Source organism: Qipengyuania sp. L-5Y (genome assembly GCF_056859455.1).
The window spans coordinates 67577-87340 of record NZ_JBSXOM010000027.1 but is presented as its reverse complement, the minus strand read 5'-3'; the positions used below and the strand labels follow the sequence as shown (position 1 = coordinate 87340).

Annotated in this window: 24 protein-coding genes; 20 read left to right on the top strand and 4 right to left on the bottom strand. The window is 61.8% G+C overall.

What is annotated here, in order from left to right; genetic code table 11:
• Window position 1 precedes the first annotated feature (1 nt).
• On the top strand, window positions 2–628 hold the full coding sequence (locus AC13F2_RS06660; RefSeq protein WP_482964702.1) for a hypothetical protein: 627 nt from the start codon (window positions 2–4) through the stop codon (window positions 626–628).
• On the opposite strand, the gene AC13F2_RS06655 is transcribed toward AC13F2_RS06660, so the two are convergent.
• From AC13F2_RS06655 to AC13F2_RS06645, 3 genes are all read right to left on the bottom strand, one after another.
• On the bottom strand, window positions 607–1761 hold the full coding sequence (locus tag AC13F2_RS06655) for an AI-2E family transporter (RefSeq protein ID WP_482964701.1): 1155 nt from the start codon (window positions 1759–1761) through the stop codon (window positions 607–609). The two genes, AC13F2_RS06660 and AC13F2_RS06655, sit on opposite strands and share 22 nt — an antisense overlap.
• A gap of 133 nt (window positions 1762–1894) precedes the next feature.
• Window positions 1895–2473, bottom strand: coding sequence for a PilZ domain-containing protein (locus AC13F2_RS06650; RefSeq protein WP_482964700.1), 579 nt, complete (start codon window positions 2471–2473; stop codon window positions 1895–1897).
• Between the two features lie 160 nt (window positions 2474–2633).
• Window positions 2634–3458 (bottom strand): flagellin N-terminal helical domain-containing protein, encoded by an 825-nt coding sequence (locus AC13F2_RS06645; RefSeq protein WP_482598877.1) that lies wholly within the window; start codon window positions 3456–3458, stop codon window positions 2634–2636.
• A 236-nt stretch (window positions 3459–3694) separates the two neighbouring features.
• On the opposite strand from AC13F2_RS06645, the gene AC13F2_RS06640 reads away from it, so the two are divergent.
• From AC13F2_RS06640 to AC13F2_RS06550, 19 genes are all read left to right on the top strand, one after another.
• Window positions 3695–4948 (top strand): sigma-54 interaction domain-containing protein, encoded by a 1254-nt coding sequence (locus AC13F2_RS06640; RefSeq protein WP_103024024.1) that lies wholly within the window; start codon window positions 3695–3697, stop codon window positions 4946–4948.
• A complete protein-coding gene (gene fliE, locus AC13F2_RS06635; RefSeq protein ID WP_103024025.1) occupies window positions 4945–5307 on the top strand; it encodes a flagellar hook-basal body complex protein FliE in 363 nt (120 codons plus the stop codon). Before AC13F2_RS06640 ends, fliE begins: the two co-directional genes overlap by 4 nt.
• 3 nt (window positions 5308–5310) lie before the next feature.
• Window positions 5311–6936 carry a flagellar basal-body MS-ring/collar protein FliF gene (gene fliF / locus AC13F2_RS06630; RefSeq protein ID WP_482964699.1) on the top strand — a complete coding sequence of 542 codons (1626 nt, stop codon included), beginning with the start codon at window positions 5311–5313 and terminating at the stop codon, window positions 6934–6936.
• Window positions 6933–7952, top strand: a complete 1020-nt coding sequence (gene fliG, locus AC13F2_RS06625) for a flagellar motor switch protein FliG (protein ID WP_397489352.1) — start codon at window positions 6933–6935, stop codon at window positions 7950–7952. Before fliF ends, fliG begins: the two co-directional genes overlap by 4 nt.
• A complete protein-coding gene (locus AC13F2_RS06620) occupies window positions 7945–8520 on the top strand; it encodes a FliH/SctL family protein (RefSeq protein ID WP_103024027.1) in 576 nt (191 codons plus the stop codon). The genes fliG and AC13F2_RS06620 overlap by 8 nt, the downstream gene beginning before the upstream one ends.
• The gene (locus AC13F2_RS06615; protein ID WP_482964698.1) at window positions 8508–9839 is read left to right on the top strand and encodes a FliI/YscN family ATPase; all 1332 of its coding nucleotides are present in this window, start codon (window positions 8508–8510) and stop codon (window positions 9837–9839) included. The genes AC13F2_RS06620 and AC13F2_RS06615 overlap by 13 nt, the downstream gene beginning before the upstream one ends.
• A 55-nt stretch (window positions 9840–9894) precedes the next feature.
• Complete coding sequence (locus tag AC13F2_RS06610; protein WP_146029844.1) at window positions 9895–10215, top strand: hypothetical protein; 321 nt, start codon at window positions 9895–9897, stop codon at window positions 10213–10215.
• Window positions 10216–10275: 60 nt separating this feature from the next.
• Window positions 10276–11607 carry a hypothetical protein gene (locus tag AC13F2_RS06605; protein ID WP_482964697.1) on the top strand — a complete coding sequence of 444 codons (1332 nt, stop codon included), beginning with the start codon at window positions 10276–10278 and terminating at the stop codon, window positions 11605–11607.
• Between the two features lie 32 nt (window positions 11608–11639).
• Window positions 11640–12227: a flagellar basal body-associated FliL family protein gene (locus AC13F2_RS06600; RefSeq protein ID WP_221596468.1), complete on the top strand. Its 588-nt coding sequence runs from the start codon at window positions 11640–11642 to the stop codon at window positions 12225–12227.
• Entirely contained in the window at window positions 12224–13120 is an 897-nt protein-coding gene (locus tag AC13F2_RS06595) for a FliM/FliN family flagellar motor C-terminal domain-containing protein (RefSeq protein WP_103024032.1), read from the top strand. The genes AC13F2_RS06600 and AC13F2_RS06595 overlap by 4 nt, the downstream gene beginning before the upstream one ends.
• A 5-nt stretch (window positions 13121–13125) precedes the next feature.
• Window positions 13126–13449: a flagellar motor switch protein FliN gene (gene fliN, locus AC13F2_RS06590; RefSeq protein WP_234003182.1), complete on the top strand. Its 324-nt coding sequence runs from the start codon at window positions 13126–13128 to the stop codon at window positions 13447–13449.
• Window positions 13449–13730 carry a flagellar biosynthetic protein FliO gene (locus AC13F2_RS06585; RefSeq protein ID WP_103024033.1) on the top strand — a complete coding sequence of 94 codons (282 nt, stop codon included), beginning with the start codon at window positions 13449–13451 and terminating at the stop codon, window positions 13728–13730. Before fliN ends, AC13F2_RS06585 begins: the two co-directional genes overlap by 1 nt.
• Window positions 13727–14494, top strand: coding sequence for a flagellar type III secretion system pore protein FliP (gene fliP, locus AC13F2_RS06580; protein ID WP_475210145.1), 768 nt, complete (start codon window positions 13727–13729; stop codon window positions 14492–14494). Before AC13F2_RS06585 ends, fliP begins: the two co-directional genes overlap by 4 nt.
• 4 nt (window positions 14495–14498) lie before the next feature.
• A complete protein-coding gene (locus AC13F2_RS06575; protein ID WP_103024035.1) occupies window positions 14499–14771 on the top strand; it encodes a flagellar biosynthetic protein FliQ in 273 nt (90 codons plus the stop codon).
• Window positions 14772–14781: 10 nt separating this feature from the next.
• The gene (gene fliR / locus AC13F2_RS06570; protein ID WP_482964696.1) at window positions 14782–15567 is read left to right on the top strand and encodes a flagellar biosynthetic protein FliR; all 786 of its coding nucleotides are present in this window, start codon (window positions 14782–14784) and stop codon (window positions 15565–15567) included.
• Window positions 15564–16721 (top strand): EscU/YscU/HrcU family type III secretion system export apparatus switch protein, encoded by a 1158-nt coding sequence (locus AC13F2_RS06565; RefSeq protein ID WP_482964695.1) that lies wholly within the window; start codon window positions 15564–15566, stop codon window positions 16719–16721. Before fliR ends, AC13F2_RS06565 begins: the two co-directional genes overlap by 4 nt.
• 2 nt (window positions 16722–16723) lie before the next feature.
• Window positions 16724–18142: a flagellar filament capping protein FliD gene (gene fliD / locus AC13F2_RS06560; protein ID WP_482964694.1), complete on the top strand. Its 1419-nt coding sequence runs from the start codon at window positions 16724–16726 to the stop codon at window positions 18140–18142.
• 1 nt (window position 18143) lies between these two features.
• On the top strand, window positions 18144–18524 hold the full coding sequence (locus AC13F2_RS06555; protein ID WP_482964693.1) for a flagellar protein FliS: 381 nt from the start codon (window positions 18144–18146) through the stop codon (window positions 18522–18524).
• A 95-nt stretch (window positions 18525–18619) separates the two neighbouring features.
• The gene (locus AC13F2_RS06550) at window positions 18620–19216 is read left to right on the top strand and encodes a LuxR C-terminal-related transcriptional regulator (protein ID WP_196847079.1); all 597 of its coding nucleotides are present in this window, start codon (window positions 18620–18622) and stop codon (window positions 19214–19216) included.
• Window positions 19217–19231: 15 nt separating this feature from the next.
• On the opposite strand, the gene AC13F2_RS06545 is transcribed toward AC13F2_RS06550, so the two are convergent.
• Window positions 19232–19666, bottom strand: a complete 435-nt coding sequence (locus tag AC13F2_RS06545; RefSeq protein WP_475210150.1) for a hypothetical protein — start codon at window positions 19664–19666, stop codon at window positions 19232–19234.
• Window positions 19667–19764 lie beyond the last annotated feature (98 nt).

Sequence of the window (19764 nt, the reverse complement as noted above, 5' to 3'; positions counted from 1 at the left end):
CGTGAGTGACGACGACATCCAGGAACTGCGGAGCCGCTTTGCGCGCGAGGCCATGCGTCTGATGGAGCGCCGCGGCGAGGAAGTAACCCGTACCAAGCTGGCCGCCGAACTGGGTGTCGCACGCGCCCGGCTCGATGCCGTATTTCCCGAAGAAGGCGATCTGCTGGAAGCGGTGACCGGCGAATGGTTCGCCCCCAAACTTGCCGTCATGGACGAAGTCATGGCTTCGGGTCTGCCGCCGCGGCGCAAGATGTATGAATTTATCGCGCGCCGATTCCTCCTGCTGCGACAGAATTATCGCGACGATCCGGCGACCTTCAATCTCTATGTCGAAATGGGTGAACGATATTTCGAATATGCGCGCAGCTATATCGATCTCGCCGATCACTATCTGTGCGAGCTGATTGCGGAGGCACAGGCCGAAGGGTATTTGCAGGGTCTCGAGGTCGACTCCGCCTTGTCGCTCATCAACCAGATGGTGAACTGCTATCTTCAGCCCTACATGATCGCGATGATCGACGAACGGCTGAGCGAGGAAAAGCTGGCGCTGATCGTCGGTGCGATCTTCGATGGATTAAACGCGAAGGATGGCGGCGCTGGCGGTACTCAGGATATCCGCGCGGCCTGATCCGGCTGGTTCGTGGCCGCGGGCGAATTACCGCCTTCACGCTGCTCTGCGAAAATGCCCCAAGCGGCGAGGAACAATCCGCACACCAGCGGGCCAACGACGATGCCCGACAAGCCCATCGATGCGATCCCGCCAAGCGTAGTCACCAGCACCAGCCAGTCGGGGATACCCGTGTCGCGGCCCACCAGTATCGGACGCAATACGTTGTCGGCCATGCCGATGATCGCCACGCCTGAGATGATAACTACCACGCCCTGCCATACCGCTCCCGTCGCCAGCAGATAGATCGCTGCCGGCGCCCAGACGATGGCCGGTCCGACGGCCGGCAGCAGCGAAGCGATCGCCATGATCACTCCCAGCAGCAGGACCGATGGAATGCCCACTATCCAGAAGGTAATGGCCCCAAGCGCACCCTGCACCAGTCCGACGACTACCGACCCCTTGATGGTGGCGCGAACGATCGTCAGGAAACGCAGCGCCAATCTGTCGGCAATGATCCTGTCCATCGGCAGCGAGGCAAGGATTGCCTCCCCGATCGTGCGCCCGTCGCGTAACAGGAAGAAACCGACGTAAAGGGCAATTCCGAAGCTCAACACAAAGCCGACGACACTACCGCCTATCGCCAACGCTTGTGCGGCGATAATACCCAGAGAGGCCTGGATGAAGGTCTGCGCGCGTTCCTGTATATCGCCCAGATCGCCGAACCCTGCGCTATCGAGCGAAGATTGAATGTTGGCAGGCAAGGCCGCAAACACGCGCTCGAAATACATCGCTACATCGATCTGGCCATCCTGGAAGGCAAGGAACAGCCCCGCTGCCTCGTCGATCACCGCGCTGCCGATCCACAGCGCCGGCATCACCACTGCAAATAGAATGACGAGCATGCTGGCGAGCGCCGCCTGCGTCGTTTTCAGCGGGCGCTTTGCCAGAAACCAGCGGTAAAGCGGCTGGAAGAGGATCGCGGCGAGCGCTGCCCACAACATCGGCTGGAGAAAAGGCAGCACGATCGCCAGCAGCGCCAGCGATACGAGAGCGAGGAACAGCAGAAATCCGCCCTGTTCGACCTGCCTTGTTTTCGGATGATCGTGCAAGGTGTTCAGCGCCCTGCCATTGGGGCGGTCGTAAACGGCCACAAAGCCGCTCGGGTTAGGTTGGGGCTGGTCCTGAACATGTCGCGTGGTCCGGCTTCGCCGAACTCGATCCTCCCGGTAGTTGCGCTTTAGATAAGCGCGGCGAAGGATCGGCGCAAACCTGAAATTCGCTGTATTAGCTCGCAGTTGAACGCTCGAGCATGGCTGCCAGTTTCCGCAGCGTCTGGACCGAAATATCGAACGCCTGAAGCTTCGCCATGTAACCCGCCACTACCGCCGGGTCGTCGGCCAGTTCATCGCCCAGTATTTCGAGGGTGTCCGCGACCTTTGCGACATCGGCTGCGGTCAGCGCGGTCGAGATGAGGGGCGTGGCTGATCTGGCAATCGGGGCGTGGGTCAGTTCGGCTTTGGTCTGCGCCACGGCGCGGTCTACGTCGGTCTGGGTGTTCTGGCCGGAGGGCAGCCAATCGGCGACTTTTGCCCGGCCGTGGAACTGCAGTCCAACCCTGCTGGCCTGCAGCCAGACGATCTGCGCTTCGAGCGAGATATCTCCACGGATGAGCCGGCATGGCGTTCCTGGAGGGGGCAGGGCCGCGCCTTCCACCAGGGCGCCGCCGGATGAGATATTGCGAACCTTCACCGTGCATACGCTGCCGCCCGCCGCCAACTTGGCCATGACGAACAGATTGGTCCGCGCTTCGGCACGCATGCAGTTCATATGCGGCGAAAGCGTTTCGTATGCTGCCGAGATCATAGTTAACTCCCTCACTCCCTATTGACTTGGCGGAGCGAATTTTCGCTTTCCGGCGGGATCAGCGTTAACGCGTAGTCATTCTCTGGCCCGGCGGAAAAGCGTAAGGCCCGCCGCTCTTGCGAGCGACGGGCCTTGCTTCTCGTTGCTTGGGTTCAGGAGGTTAGCGGAGCAACGAGAGGACGTTCTGCTGGCTCTGGTTGGCCTGTGCGAGCATGGCGCTCGAAGCCTGGCTCAGGATCTGCGACTTGGCGAGCGCGGTCGTTTCAGCCGAATAATCGGTGTCTTCGATGCGCGAACGAGCGTCGGAGAGGTTGGTCGAGCCAGCTACCATGGTGTTGATCGCGGATTCGAGCTGGTTCTGGGACGCACCCAAACCCGCCCGTGCGGTGTTTATCGCATCGAGCTGCGTGTCGACAGTACCCATGGTAGTGGTTGCGGCCGTACCGTCAGCGCCTGCTACGCTATAAGTCGCACCCGAAACGGCGCTCAAGTCAGAAAAGGTCAGAGTGACCGTATCAGTGCTGTTGGCACCGGTCTGGATCTTTACTGCTCCAGCGGTGCCGGCCGAACCGTCAAACAGCTTAACGCCGTTAAATTCGGAATTGGTCAAGACGTTCGTCATCTGCGTCTGGAGAGCGTCAATTTCGCTTTGGAGATTGTCCCGGTCATCCGACGAATAGGTTTCCGAAGCAGCCTGAACCGCCAGCTCACGGACGCGTTGAAGCATGTTGCTTACTTCACCCAGAGCACCTTCGGCAGTTTGCGCCATCGAAATGCCATCGTTTGCGTTGCGGATACCTTGGTTCATGCCGCGCACTTGCGAGGTCATCGATGTGGCAATGGCGAGCCCGGCCGCGTCGTCTTTGGCGGAGTTGATGCGCTTCCCGGTCGAAAGGCGTTCCATCGCGGTGCCCAGAGCTTTGCCGGCAGCGTTCGCGGAGTTTGCGGCTTTCATCGCGCCGATATTGGTGTTGATCACGTTCATGGCTAAATTCCCTTTGGTCTACGATCACTTTGTCTACGATCACTGCCCCCCATCAGGATGCGGCAGCCGAGAACCAGACCGGCAGGAATTCAACCGGCTTAAGGGTCAAATTTTTCAAGGTCTTAACGAACGTTAACCATAATACGTGTTTTCACTAGGCCTAAAATTATCCAAAAGTTGGACGTCCAGGCCGCAAATCCCCCTTCGTCGCTAAGACTTGCCAAGTGGGGGCACTGATGGACGGGATTACGAAAACCCAAAATTTTTCGAAAATACATGGGACGATCGATGCACGGATGGCGGGAATTGCCTCGTCCTTGTTCATGGATCGACCTGTGACGTTGGCCGATCAGGGCGATCGTTCGTCGGACTGCGGTGGACGGACCATCCGTTTGGCGCGTGGGGACGCATCGGGGTTCGAACTGTCGGGCGCCGGTGGTACGATCACCTACAGCGATCCCATCGCCGAAAGTAGCATCGCCGCTCTGGTGGCAATGACATATGCCGGTGAAGGTCCTGTTGCTGCGGATCCCGCATCGCTTTCCATCATCGCACTGGCGGATCGTCTCGCACGCACGAACATCCCGGTGCTGATCAACGGGCCCACGGGTACGGGCAAGGAAGTGCTGTCGAATTTCATCCATCGCCGTAGCACGCGCGCCGCCAAGCCCTTCATCGCTGTCAACTGCGCCGCCATTCCCGAAACCATGCTGGAAGCGATGCTGTTCGGCCATGAAAAGGGCTCGTTCACAGGCGCCAATGCCGCGGGCGAAGGCTTTTTCCGCGCTGCCGACGGCGGCACCCTGCTGCTCGATGAAATCGCCGAAATGCCGTTGTCGCTTCAGGCGAAGCTGCTGCGTGCCCTTCAGGAAGGCGAAGTCGTCCCGATCGGTGCGACCCGGCCGATCAAGGTTGATGTGCGCATCATTGCCTGCGCCAACCGCGACCTCCCGCATGAAGTTCAGGAAGGCCGTTTTCGTGCCGACCTTTATTATCGCCTCAACGTGTTTCCCATCGAAATGCTGGCGCTTCGCGAACGTCGTGCTGATATCGCTCCGCTGGCATTTGCCATGCTGCTGCGCCATGTCGGCAAGGGCGAACGCATGCCCTGGATCAGCAATGCAGCGCTTGCCGCGCTGGCCAATTATCCATGGCCAGGCAATGTCCGCGAACTCGAAAACGTCATGCGCCGGGCACTCTTGCTGTCGCAGGGCCATGCGGAAATCGGTATCGAGCATATCGTCTTCGACATGACTGCCCGCGCCGTCGAAAAGCCGGTCGAAGCACCGGTTGCCGCTGAACCTGAAGCATCGGCAAAACTGTCGAAGATTGTCCAGATCTCCGAAGCGCGCGCCATCATGGAAGCGCTGGAATCGGTCGGCGGTCACCGCGCCAATGCCGCCCGCGCTCTGGGCATAAGCGAACGCACGCTGCGCTATCGCCTCGCGTCCTTCCGTGATGCCGGTATTGCCGTGGGAGCAGGTCGATGAACCCCGTAGGAGGCATTGGCGGTGGCGGATCGCTGGAGCAGATTATTGCACTGCGTCAGCAGATCATCGATCGCTCCAAAGTCCTGCAGGACGTTCATCAGCCCAAGTCTGCCGGACCGGCCGAAGCGACGGGCGGGGCGCCCAGTTTTGGCGATTCACTCCGCACAGCGCTGGATAACGTCAATTCTGTCCAGGCAGAATCCGGCCGCATGACCGCCGCATATGAACGCGGCGAGGAAACCGATATCGCCAAGGTGATGCTGGCCCGGCAGGAAGCCGGGGTCGCCTTCGAAGCAACTCTCCAGGTCCGCAACAAGCTGCTTGCCGCGTACCAGGAAACCATGCGGATGGGAATCTAATCCATGAACGGTCTGGTACCTGCCGAGAGCCAAGGCTCCGGCATGCTGACTCCGCTCACAGCCGGGGGTGGCTCGTTTGGCGACCGCCTTCGCGCCTTCACCGCGCAGCCTGCCGTGAAGCGGGCGCTGCCCTGGTTCGGCGGGATGGCCGGTCTGGGTCTGCTGGCACTGACGTGGGCGACATTGTCGCCCGCGCCGCAGCGCGTCTTGTATTCCTCCCTTGCCGATTCCGAACGCGCCAGCGTGGTAGAGACGCTCGACAAGGCCGGGATCGATTATACGATCGACAATGGCACCGGTGCGCTGACGGTCGGCGAAGACGACGTCTATCGCGCGCGGATGCTGGTGGCGTCCGACGGATCGCTCGCATCCCCACAAAGCGGTACCGACCTTATCGAAAGCCTCCCGATGGGGGCCAGTCGTACGCTGGAAGGCGATCGTCTGCGCGCGGCGCAGGAACGCGAACTGACCATGACCATCGCGGAAATCGACGGCGTCGAAGCGGTCCGCGTCCATATCGCCAAGGCCGAACGTTCGGTGTTTGTGCGCGAAGATGTCGCACCTTCCGCATCGGTGATGGTCCGTCTGGCGCGCGGTCGCCAGCTCACCGATGGGCAGGTCACGGCTATCACCAATCTCGTGGCAGCATCCGTACCCGGCCTCGGGATCGATGCGGTCAAGGTCGTGGACCAGCACGGCAAATTGCTGACTCAGGCTCGCGATCCGAACAGCGGCCGGCTCGATCTGCAGGCGCAGATGGAAGCAAAGCTTAATGCGCAGGTGGATCACCTGCTTGCACCGATGTTCGGCAGCGATGCCTTTACCTCGCAGGTTCAGGTAGAGCTGGACATGAACGAGGTCACCTCCGCGCGCGAAAGCTACGACAAGGATGGTACCGTCCGTCGCGAAACCACGCAGCAGTCGCAGAGCGGCAACGCACCTGCCGGCGGAATTCCCGGTGTGCTGGCGAATACGCCTCCTGCTGAAGGGGAAGCACGGCAAGGCGCGCCCCAAGATACACAGGGCGCCCAGGCTGCTGGCGGCGTGGGCGAAAGCAGTGCGACCCGGGTCTATGAAATGGGCCGCGAGGTCTCGGTTTCCAATCTCTCGCCCGGTTCGATCAAATATCTCTCGGTCGCCGTCGCAATCGATCAGGCTGCCTTAGCCAAGGCTAGCGCGGCGGACATCAACAAGGTCAAGGAACTGGTGACGGCAGCCGTCGGCGCACGTCAGGATCGCGGCGATCAGGTCACCGTGGTGATGCGGCCTTTCGAAAAGGTGGAAGGGGATGAACTGCCCTTCTACGAAACGAGCTGGTTCGGCATGGCCGTGCGCAACGGCGTCGCCATTCTCGCCGTGCTGCTCGTCCTGCTTTTGGCCGTGCGGCCTGCGATCAATGCGCTGCGCAGCAACGCCAAGGATGGCGGCACGCTCGGCCCGCAGGGCGCCGGTGGCGAGGTTGCCGCTCTGGGCGGTCCCGGCATGGGCGTCGTTACGCCCTACGACCGGGAAGCTCTCGACGAGCAGATCGAACTCGCCCAGCGCATCGCGCGCGAGAATCCCGATGATGCCGTTCTGGCACTACGTCGCCTGCTCGCCGAAGATATACGCCAGGGAGCATCGGCATGACGGCTCCTGCACAGCATTTGCTCGGCGGCACCGACAAGGCGGCGATCATGGTGATGCTGCTGGCCGAAGAAGACGCGTCGCGAATTCTCAGTCAGCTGACCCCTGACGAACTGCGTCAGCTTGCGGGCACGATGTGCGGCATAGGCGAAGTCGAGCCGCAGGCGATCTCCGACGCCATCGCCGGCTTTTCGCGCTCGACCGAGCATAGCGGCATTTCCGGACATGGCCGGGTGGACAATGTCCGCCGGTTGCTGAACGGCGCCGTCGGCGAAGTGAAGACCGACAATCTCATGCGCCAGGTGGCTCCGGAAGCGGAAGAGGAAGGCTTGCCTGCCCTCGGCCTCCTGCGCTGGCTTGATCCCAAGATCATCGGTGAAATCCTCGCCGACGAACACCCGCAGGCGATTGCCGTCTTGCTGCTGCAGCTCGATACCGACGTGGCCGCTGCCGCCCTGGCTGCGCTGCCCGAAGATCTGCACACGCCGGTGCTGCACCGCGTCGCGCGTCTCGGCCCGGTGTCGCGCCAGGCGATCGAAATTCTCGAACACACGCTCAATGCCAAGATCGAAAAGCTGCATGGTACGATCCCGCTTAGCATGGGCGGTATTCGTCACGCGGCGGACATCATCAACCGTTCGCATCGCAGCATCGAGAAGAACGTCATGCCGAAGATCGGCAAGATCGACAAGCAGCTCGCCAAGGAACTCGAGAACGAAATGTTCAAGTTCGAGCACCTGTTCGTGCTCGATACGAAGATGACCGGCGTGCTGCTGCGCGAAATCGAAAGCGATACGCTTATTCTCGCACTCAAGGGTCTGGAAGAGGAACAGCGCGAACAGTTCTTCGGCGCCATGTCCTCGCGTGCGGCAGACGGTTTGCGCGACGAAATCGAAGCGCGTGGCCGGGTCAAGAAAACCGAGGTCGAAGCCGCGCAGAAGGACATCGTCACCATCGCCAAGCGCCTGATCGCCGACGGCGAACTCATCATGGGCGAAGGCGACGAAGACTATGTCTAGGATCGCCTACGCCGCCCTCGGCCGGCCGGGCAGTTTCGCCCGCGACGGACGCTATGCGAAGCCGCAGGTTCCCGAAGAACCGGTCGAGACCGAAGACGTGGCCGAAAAGGCCTATCGCGCTGGCTATGAAGATGGCCAGCTGTCCGCCCGGGCCGATTTCGATGCCCAGCTGACCGCCGAACGGGCGGCGCGATCGGCCATCGAACTCGCCTTCGCCCGCTTCGATGCGGAAAGCGAGCGTCAGCTACGCGACCGTATGCTCGCGACTGTCCACGCGCTGTGCGAGGAAGCGGTCCTGCCGCTCGCCCTCGACAGCGAAGGGCTGGCCCGCCGGGTCGAAGCGGCTGCCGCCATGCTTCAGCGCAAGCACGACCAGCGGATCGTCCATATCCATCCCGAAGATCTCGAACTCGTCAAAGCCAGTGTCCCGGCGAGCCTGGAACTGGTTGCCGACGGCAGCGTCGAGCGGGGCGGATTGCGCGTCGAGACCGACGATGGCGGGGTCGAGGACGGGCCGCAGCAATGGCGCCGCGCGCTCGCCGAAATCTTCGATTCATGCACGCGCTGATCGATCGCACATTCTCGGCCGTCGCCTCGGCCTCGCTCGATCTGGCCCCGCGCCGGTTCGGGCGGGTGGTCGCCTGCGATGGCGGCCTGATCGAGGTCTCCGGCCTTGGCGTACCCATCGGTACGATCTGCGCGATCGCGCAGGGTGAATCTTCCGAACATCGCGCGGAAACCATCGGCTTTCGCAACGGGCACACCATGATGATGATGCTCGGCGATACGGTTCTGCTGCGTCCCGGTGCGATCGTACGTCCCGAAGGGCGACCGGGCATGCTCAGCGTCGGGCAGGAATTTCTCGGCCGTGCGGTCGACGGATCGGGCGAACCGATCGATGGCGGCGGCCCGGTCATGGCCACCACCAGCTGGCCGGCGGGCGGTTACCGTGTCGGTGCGCTCGACCGGTCGCGCGTGACCCAGGTGTTCGACAGCGGCATCCGCTCTTTGAACGCGCTGACCACCTTCGGCGTGGGCCAGCGCATCGGTATCATGGCCGGATCCGGCGTCGGCAAATCGGTACTGATGGACATGATCGTCGACAATGCGCAGGCCGATGCCGTCGTCGTCGGGCTGATCGGCGAACGGGCGCGCGAAGTCTCCGATTTCGTGACCCGGCACATGGCCGGCGAACGCGCGGCGAAAACCGCTATCGTCGCGGTTCCAGCGGATCACGCGGCCAATTTGCGACTGCGCGGCGCCATGCTCGCGACATCCATCGCCGAACATCTGCGCTCGCAAGGCAAGCGCGTTCTCCTGATCCTCGACAGTCTGACCCGTGTTGCGCATGCGGCGCGCGAGATCGGTATCCTGCTGGGCGAGCCGGGCGCGGCGCGCGGGTATCCGCCCTCGGCCCTGTCCGCCATTACCAAACTCATCGAACGCGCCGGCAATTCGGAAGAATCCGGCGGGGCCATCACCGGCATCTACACCGTGCTCGCCGATGGCGACGACCAGAACGATCCGGTCGTTGATACCGCCCGTGCGATCCTCGATGGTCACATCGTGCTTTCGCGGGAAATCGCCCAGCGCGGCCAGTATCCGGCAGTCGATGTCGGCGCCTCGCTCAGCCGCGTGATGAACGATATCGTTGCGCCCGAACATGCCGTGAATGCGCGGCGGTTCCGCGCGCTCAGTGCGACGTATGAGGCCAATCGCGATCTCGTGATGATGGGGGCATATCGGCAAGGGTCCGATCCCCTGCTCGACGAAGCCATCGCCCTTCATCCACACATGAGCCGGTTCCTGTCTCAGGGCCATGGCGAATGCGTGGATATCGCCGCCGCATCCGAACAATTGACGCAGCTCGTCAGCCGTGACGCCTGAACGCCGGAAGCTGAGGCGCGCCGAGCTCATCCAGCGCATCCGGTCGGTGGAGCGCATGCAGTCTGTCGCGGCCGCCAGCGAAGCGGAGGCCACCCGCGCGCGCCTGTTCGGCGTGGCAGAACGCACCCGCAGTCTCGCCGCGCACTATGCCCAGCGCGAAGGCGACATCGTCGGCGCCGATCTGCGCAGCGGCAAGGCCATGGGCGACCAGTTGCAGCGCCTTACCGAACTGAGTGAAAAACAGGCGGAAGAAGCCGAACTTCAGTCGCAGGCCAAGCGCGAAGTGCTCGCCCAGTCCGACATGCGTCTGCGCAAGGCCAAGGAAAGCAGGCGGGATCTGGTGCGCCAGATCGTTGCCAGCCTGGAAAAGGGGTAGTGGAGCGAGAGTTTGGCACGCTTCTTGATAGACTGTCCGTGAACCTAACACGGACTTGCCATGAACATCTCGTTTGCCCTTTCGAAAACGCCCGACACCCAATCCGTCGCCGCCGGTCTGGATGGCGAAAGCGGGCGTAAAAACGGTGCTTCGCAGGGCGTGGACGGCTTCGCCGACCTGCTGAACCAGCTCGCATCGGTCTTGCCGGTCCTGCCGGCCGGACTCGGTACGGCAGAGAGCGGCACCGACGAGCGGCAGGACGGTGAATTGCCGACCGGCAATATCTTGCCGCTTTTGCCGGTCGATCCGGTTGCCGATGCCGATGTCGAACTGGCCCTGGTGGCTTCGCCCCTCATGTCTCTCGTGCCTCCGCCGGCCCAGGCTCCGGTTGTCGCAGGCTCGTCCGACGCGTCGCTCGCGGCAGGCAAACCGATCAATAACACTTCGGGCATCGCGCCCCAGGCCATCGCTGCCGAACTCGTCGCTACCGGTGCCGAGGCACCGCCTTCCGAAAGTTCCGAGCCAACATCCTTCGTCGTGCGTATCGCCGCGGCCGACAAGCCTGTAGATGCCAAGGCGGCCGATCTGTTCGTCACGGCGCCCGAGGGCAAGGCGCAGTCCGCTTCGCCTGCTCCTGCCACGAACGACCGCCTTTCCCAGGCCGTCGCGGCTGGCACGGCACAGGCCACGCCGGTCGATGCGAAAGCCGCAACGGCTTCTGCCATGACCAGCCAGCCCGCCGTCCAGCCTACCCTCGATCCCGCCAGCGGCGACCAAAAGCAGGATGGTGACCGTCCCGCCAGCGACAGGCAGGCTCCCGCCAGCCAAACCAGCACGGCCGATCTCGCCAAGGTATCGCCGCAGCTCGTCTCGGCCCGTTTCGAAGATACGATGGTTGCCGCCCGGGCTGGCACTGTAACGCCGCGTACGGTGACCACCGACCAGTTCGCTCAGGTCGAACGCGTCGTCGAACATCTCACCGCAGCCCGGCAGATGGATCTGTCCAAACCTGCTGCCATCGCCGTGGCCCATAAGGAATTCGGCGCTCTGACCGTGACCTTCGATCAGTCCGCCGGCAAGATGAACGTCGAGATCGCAGCCGAAAATCAGGAAAGCCAGCGCGCGCTGGCGGCGGCGATGGCCAGCGATCGCGGAATGCCCCGCCAGCAGGATATGGGCGGTCATTCCCAATCCGCGCAGAACCAGAACAATCACGCTGCTGCCGACCGTCATGGCGGCAACGGCAATTCCAGCGCGGCATCCGGTCAGGGCAATGCGGGGGACAATGGCCGTTCGCAGCAATTCGACCAGCGTGGCCGCCACGATGAACGTGCACGGCCGGGCACCCAGACGCCTGCCAGAAACTCCGGCGACGACGCTCTCTACGCCTGATCTGTCAGCATTCCATTCAACAGGATTACCCAATGTCGAACGATAAAACTTCCGAAGAAACCGTGAAAAAGAAAAAGGGCGGCAAGCTCAAGCTGGTGCTTTTCTCGCTGGTTCTGCTGGGTGCAGGCGGCGGCGGTACCTATGCCGCATTCGCCAGCGGCATGCTCGGTGCGCACGGGGCGAAGGAAGAAGATCGCAATCCCAAGCTGGTGCTCAAGGGCGAAGAAGATCCCTATCCCTTCGTCGCAGAAGGCGGCGAGAAGGAAGCGGCGCCCGCCATCCACGGCGGCGGCGGGGGTAAATATCGCACGGCCTATTACAATTTTTCCGACGAGTTCACGTCCAACTTGGCGAATGGAACTGCGCTGATCCAGGTCAGCCTCGCTGCATCGACCCATTACGATGGGCGCGTGATGATGTGGCTGAACGAGCATGAAACCGCTCTGCGGTCGCGCATTCTGGCCGAGCTTGCCGCAACCAGCGAAGAAGATCTCGCCAGCATCCGCGGCAAGGAAGAACTGCAGAAGCGTCTGACCAAGGCGATCAACGAAACGCTTGAAGAACGCGAAGGCTTCGGCGGCGTCGACAGCGTCTATTTCCGGTCTTTCATCGTCCAATGATCACAACCGGTATCCCCGAGGCTGTGGCCCGGGCAGCATGTCACTGCGACGAGCTGCTCAGCCGCGCGGCAACTCCGCCCGAACTCGATATCGAGTTCGCGCGGTTTGCGCGCGGCATCGCCCAGCAGTCGCAGCATCAGCTGTCCCAACTGTGCGATGATCGCGGGCTTGCCGTGGACATTGCGGACGCCGAACTGCTGCCGGTGGGCGAATGGTTTGCAAAGGTCGGGGCGGCTCATCGCCACAGCTTCTATTCGATCGGGCAGGAAAGCCGCGGAATCCTGATTTCGGTCCGGATCGGCGAACTGGTTGGCCAGTTCGAACGGATCCTCGGCGGCACGGGCGAAGTGGACGAAAAATGCACCGTCCTGCCCGCCTCTGCCAACCGTTTCGCACAGCAGTTCGAAGACCGCATGGCCGAAGTCATTCAGGCAGCCAGCGATCGGCGCGGCATCGCGGCAAGCGCGAATGGCGAAGAAGTCGAACAGGTTGCACCCTATGCATCGGGCGATCGCGTCTGGACGGTAACGCTCACCATCACGTCTGCCAAAAGCGCGCGACCGTGGAAGGTCCGGCTTGCGGCGTGCAATTCGACGATCGCCGAAATCGTCGGCACGCGCGCCGTCTCGCCGGCTACCGGCCGGACGATCGGTGCACGCGGTCTAAACGGGTCGGCCATTGCCGAAGTCGATCTTCCGCTGCGCGCCGTACTGGTCGACGTTCCGATGTCGATCGCGCGGCTCGCCAGCCTTGAACCCGGCTCGGTCATCCCGGTCGCGGTCAACCGCAACGTCCCGCTGATGACCGGGAATCTCACCATCGCGCATGGCTGTGTCGGCGAACTCGACGACCGTGTCGCCCTCGAACTTACCCAAACATTCCTCTCGGAGTAGAACCCATGGTTTCGCACGCAGACGGCTTCGGCCTCATTCAGGACATCGACGTCCGCCTCACCGTTGAACTCGGCCGCAAATCCATGCGCCTGCGCGACGTGCTGGCTCTGGGCGAATCCAGCGTCATCGAACTAGACCGCCTGACCGACGAACCGCTCGACATGTTCGTCAACGGCAAGCTGATTGCGCGCGGCGAAGTCGTCGCCCAGGGGAGTCGCTTTGCCATCCGTGTCCTCGAAATCGTCGGTGCCAGTTCCAGCGAACCCGCGATCGACCGCCGCACTCCGCCGCTGACGGTCACGCCGACCGGCGCAGGCGAGCACGCCTGATGTTCTGGTACGTCCTCAAGCTCCTGATCCTGCTGCCGCTGATTGGCGCAATGATCTGGGGCAGCCTCAAGCTTGCCAAGAAGATGCAGGGCCAGTTCGGTGCCCCCGCTGGCGGCAGCAAGGCGGTTCGCATCGTGGAAACCACCATGCTTTCGCCCACCCTTCGTCTGGCCGTGATCGAATTCCATGGTCGCGAGATCCTCGTGTCCACGTCGCGCAACGGCCTCACCCGCCTGGCCGAAGCGCCGGCGCGCCCGCAGGCAGAGGAAACCGTTCAGTGATCGCCCGTTTCGCCAGGCTGACAGCCTTTCTGACTGCTCTCGCCTATCCGGCGTTGGTGCATGCGCAGACCTCGGACACCGCGGTTTCGGGCGCACTCGACCGCGCCTTCGGCCAGATGGCAGGTGCTGGCGGCGAACCGCTGAGCCTGTCGCTCCAGCTGCTGCTGGTGATGGGCCTGTTGACCATCCTGCCTGCGCTTCTTTTGATGATGACGAGTTTCACGCGCATCATCGTGGTGCTGGCGATCCTGCGTCAGGCACTTGGTCTGCAGCAGTCGCCGCCCAATCAGGTGTTGATCGGTATCAGCCTGTTCCTGTCCATGTTCATCATGGCGCCGACTCTGGAAAACGTGAACCAGAACGCCATCGCCCCCTATTCGGCGGGTGAAATCGGCGCAGAGGTCGCGATCGAGCGGGCAGGCGACCAGTTTCACGCCTTCATGATCCGCCAGACGCGCGAATACGATCTGCAGATGTTTGCCGATATCGCCGATGCCGGCCAGTTCGCCAGCCCGCAGGACGTGCCCTTCTCGATCCTGCTGCCTGCCTTCGTGACCAGCGAACTCAAGACCGCATTCCAGATCGGGTTCATGCTGTTCCTGCCGTTTCTCGTCATCGACCTCGTCGTCTCCAGCGTGCTGATGAGCCTTGGTATGATGATGATGAGCCCGATGATCGTTTCGCTACCCTTCAAGCTGCTGCTGTTCGTCCTCGTCGACGGGTGGGCACTGCTGATGGGTTCGCTCGCCTCAAGTTTCGGATAATATCATGGACGAAAGCGCCATCCTTCTTTCCATGGCCGACCGGATGCTGTGGATCGCCGCCCTCGTTGCGGCGCCGATCCTGATCGCCAGTCTCGCCATCGGTCTCGTCATCGGCCTCGTGCAGGCAGCGACCTCGGTCAACGAACAGACGCTGACCTTCGTGCCGAAACTCGGCGCGGTGGCCTTCGTGCTCGTAATTCTGGGGGCGTCGATGATGTCGGTCGTGGCCGATTTCACACAGGACATCTTCACCGAAATCGCGCGGATCGGCGACTGAGACTGACGCGGTGAACGGGCTCGATCTCGGCATTGGTGCGCTGGAGCAGGACATGTGGCGGGTCGTCTTTCTGATGACCCGGCTCGGTGCGGCCCTGCTTGCAGCCCCGTTCTTCGGGGCGACATCGGTACCCATGGCGGTGCGCATATCGATCACCGGCGCGCTTGCCATATTCGTGTCGATATGGATGCCCGCCATCGCCACGCCGCCGGCACTGCTCTCGCTCGACGGCGTTCTCACCATCGCCGGCGAGGTCATCGTCGGCCTGGCTCTGGGCTTCGTGTTGCAGCTCGCCTTCGCCGCGCCGACCGTTGCCGCCGAACTGATCGGTGGCGGGATGGGAATGAGCATGGCGGTGTCACAGGATGCGATGGGTGGGGGGACGACCACGTCCTTCGGTCAGTATTTCATGATCGTCCTGACGCTGATCTTCCTCGCGACCGGCGCGCATCTTCACTGGATCGCGCTGGTGACGGAAAGCTACAATGCGTTCCCACCCGGACAGACCTGGCTCGGCGCCGAACGGTTCGGCGCCATCGCCGGTTTCGCCAGTTTCATGTTCGAAACCGCCTTGCGGATTGCGCTGCCGGTAACGCTCATCCTGCTGCTGGTGCAGGTGCTCACAGGTATTCTCAGCCGTTCGGCTCCTTCGCTCAACCTCTTCGCGTTGGGATTGCCTGCAGGCGTCCTTGCCGGAATGGCCGCGCTGATCATTTCCGCCCCGCTCATCTACGACCAGTTCACCGGCCTTGTCGGCGACGCGCTGGACCAGACCGAAAGCGTGATAGCGCAATGAGCGAGGAAACCGCCGGCGAAAAAACTTACGCGCCTACTGAAAAGCGGCTCGTCGACGCCGCCAAGAAGGGGGACGTGCTGCGCTCCAAGGACGCCGGCACGGCCGCCGTCATGCTGCTCGGCGGCGCCTGGCTGGCCATCGCGGGCCCATGGCTCCTGGAAGGCCTCTCGCAGCTCGCCCGCGAAGCCTTCATGTTCGATATGCGCGATGTTAATGATTTCAGCGTCGACTCGCTCCTGCACCAGAGCCTGCTCCTTGCTCTCCCCGCTATTCTCACACTGGCCGTACCGGTCATCCTCGTGACCCTCCTGTCCCAGCTCGCATTCGGGCGGGGACGCTGGGTGGTCGACAATCTCAAGGCGAAGGGACAGCGTATCAATCCCCTGTCCGGCCTGAAACGCATGTTCGGCCCGCAAGGTCTCATCGAAATGGGCAAGGGTCTGCTCAAGATCGCTCTTCTTGGGAGCATCGCCGCCTGGTGGTGGTGGACCAGCATGGAGACGGTCGTCGGTCTGGGCAGAGGCAACCTATCCGCGCAATTGTCCGCGGCCTGGCATGCCATCATCTCGCTGATTTTCGCGCTGGCTGCCGGGCTCGTGGTAATCGCGTTCGTCGATCTTCCGATCCAGTGGATGCGCCAGCAAAAGCGCCTCAAGATGAGCCATCAGGAAATGCGGGACGAAAACAAGGAGTCCGAAGGCTCGCCCGAAATGAAGGCCGCCCGGCGCCAGCGTCAGCGTGACATCGCGACCGGTTCCGTAGCTGGCGCGATGCGCGAAGCGCAGTTCGTCATCACCAACCCGACCCATTTCGCCGTCGCCATGACATACGATCCGCTCAAGGCATCCGCACCGATCGTTCTGGCCAAGGGGCGCGGCGACAAGGCGATGGCCATGAAAGAACTGGCGCGCGAGCTCGATCTCCCGACACTCGAGATCCCGCAGCTTGCGCGTTCGGTCTATTATACGACCCGCGAACGGCAGATCATTTGCGAAGACCTGTACGGAGCGGTCGCATCGGTCCTTGCATATGTGTTCTCGTTGAAACGCGGCGAAACGCCGCCGCTGCCTGCCGTCGACGTGCCTGCAGCCTTGTGTTTCGATGCGGATGGTCGTTTGACGGTTAATCCGCAAGCCGAAGCGTCGTTATCATAGCGATGAGTATCTCAGCTTCCTCTATCGCCTCCTCTCTCGGGATCGGCAGCGGCGTCGACATGACCGGCCTGGCGGTGCAGTTGGCTGAAGCGCAGTTCGCAGGTCGCAACCAGCGGCTGACGACCCAGTCCGAGACGCTCGAACGGCGCATCTCGCTTGCCGGTTCCATCCGCAGCAGTTTCTCGACCTTCGCTACGGCATTGGGGGAGCGTTTGCGCACTGGCGACCTTGCACCTTTGCCGACCATCTCGAACCCCGCTGTTGCAGCAGTGTCGAGCCCGCTGGGCTCGATCGGGAAGGGTAGCTATTCGCTGGAAGTCACGAAACTTGCCAGTGGGCAGGTTCTGACCGGAGGCTCGTACGCGAGCGCGCAGGATACTGTCGGTGCCGGTACGCTGACGATCCGTTTCGGCGAAACGAACTCCGCCTCGTTCGCCGAGAATGCCGGCAAAGCTCCGCTGACGCTGGACATCGCTGCCGGTGCGACGTTGGCCGATGTCGCGCAAGCCATAAACGGCAAGAATGCCGGTCTCAGCGCCTATGTCGCCCAGACAGCTACGGGTGCGCAACTTGTCATAAAGGGTGCTGACGGGGCGAAGAACGGTTTCGTAATCGAAGCGACGGAGGATCCTACCAGCCCCGGCTTGTCGGCAATGGCATGGCAGCCTGGGAGCGATCCTGCACGATTGGTAAAGACTTCGGCCGACGCCGAGTTCACACTCGATGGGATCGCGCGCACGAGCTCGTCCAATAAGATAGACGGTATCGCGCCCGGTTTGTCGCTGGCGCTGACAGGTACCAATGTTGGTGCGCCAGCGGTCATCAACTTCAACAACCCCTCCAGCGCGCTGTCGTCTGTGATGCAAGACATCACCGGTGCTCTCAACGAAATTTCCGGTGAACTTCGCAGCGCCACCGATCCGAAGACGGGCGAACTTGCGCGGGACACCGGCGCGCGAGCGCTGAGGACCCAGCTGGCCGCGCTCGGGTCCACGGTGATCATGCCCAACGCCCCCGAAGGATCGCCACGGACCTTGGCCGAGCTCGGCCTTGCAATTCAGCGAGACGGTAGTTTCACATTCGACAGTTCCAAACTGACTGCTGCCATGGCCCGCGACCCCGCAGGCGTGGCCGCGATGTTCACCACTGGCCTAAATGGCGTTTATTCGACCATCGATCGGATGGCCCGGTCAAACAGCGTTTCCAGCAACCCGGGGACACTGGCGGGATCCGTCGCGCGCTATCAATCGCAGTCGCAACAGATCAACCGTGATCTGGAAAAGCTCGCCGACCAGCAGGAAGCCTTACGAGCCAACATGGTCGCGCGCTTCGCAAAGGCGGACAGCCGCATCGCTGCATCAAATTCGACGCTTACCTTCCTTCAGTCGCAAATCGACGTATGGAACTCTCAGCGGGATTGAGATGCTTAGCCGGTCCAAACCCAATGAAGCCTATCGTCAGGCGAGTTTTGAGGCCCGTCTTCTTGGCAGCTCGAAAGAGGATCTCGTCATCTTCTGCCTCGAAGATTTCATCGAGAACCTAGGGCGGCTCGAAATGGCGGATAGCCGCTTCGATGCAGCCGGGCGAAGCCAGGCCATTACCCGCTGTGTCACTGCTTTGACCGCTCTGGAACTCGGCATCGACCGAACGGCCGAATTGGGAGCCAGCCTCGCGCATCTTTACGGATCTGCCAAAGGCGTCTTGCTCAATTCGATCCGGCAGACCGATGTCCCTGCCATCACGGCCATCAAGGACGATTTCAACGAAATCGCTGCTGCGTTTCGCGGCGCAATGCACAGATAGACTGACGTGGGCATAGGTATTTTCACCTATGCGCCTGGCAATCGGGTATGAACCATAATCCAGCAAAAGTACCCCTACACCAATCGGGGGCTGTTATGGATATCGCTGACTTTACCTTTTACGTCATCGACCAAAACCTGCAGAGGCGAAATGCTCTGGCGCGCCTGCTGAGCAAATATGCGCGCGCTGTTCCACTGGACAATGTCTCGGAAGTTGGTTCTGTGAGCGCCGGTAAACCCTGCTTTCTCGTTTATGACGAAGAAAGGCAGCTGCAGGCGTGTCTGGGCGAAAAGAACGTCCAGGAGGCACTGGCTGCGGTTCTGGCCTATTCCGAAAAGCCCGAGCTCGAGAGAGTATTCGAAATACTTGATCAGGGCGCGGGCGGATATTTCGATTACGATGGCGGGGAGGCAGATCCCACCCAATCGATCATGCGTCTGCTGCGTCGGAACGCAAAGTTCGAAGGTATGCGACGGCGCCGCCAGGCCGCAGCTCAGAGGCTGCAGGCCCTGAGCCAACGTGAACAGGAAGTGCTTCGTGCCGTTTCCGAAGGGCAGTCGAACAAGGCTATCGCACGGCACCTGTCGGTCAGCCCCAGAACGATCGAAGTTCACCGGCGCAATATGATTGCCAAGCTCGACGTACCATGTTCGATTTCGGCGGTCCGGCTCGCTCTCGAAGCCGAACTCTGACCTAATCCGGCCTCGTCATTCAGGCCGGATCTTCTCGATCGACGCGCCTCCCAGAAGGAGAAGTGCGCGCGCACAAGCTGCGACGAGCGCGATTGCCGGATCGTCTCCGAAGAAGTTGCCTTCTTCTATTTCTCCGGAAAAAGAAACCAACGCCGAAGATGGGCCACTGGCCGCACGGGTAACAAGAATTCCGCAATATGGTCCCACGAGTTCCATCGCCGCGCAAACAAACGCGCGCGCATTGCACAGTTCTGCCAGACGTTCTTCAGTGACGGGTTGATCGAATAGCGCCGCGTATTTCGCCGGCGCTATTAAACGCAATTCAGCGAAAGCTTTAAGCGCAGCATGGGGATCATGCAAACGGCCTTCAACGCAATCATCGACAAATTGCTGAACACTAATTTCCCACGGCGACATTCGCCCATAGCTCCACTTTGTCTGGGGGATCATTGAAAATTTCAATAGATCAAATTGAGTGCGCCAACATACGTCAATGCACTTAAGTTCCCCGAGCTTTGGAGCCGGTGTCTACTTATGGCACGGAAATA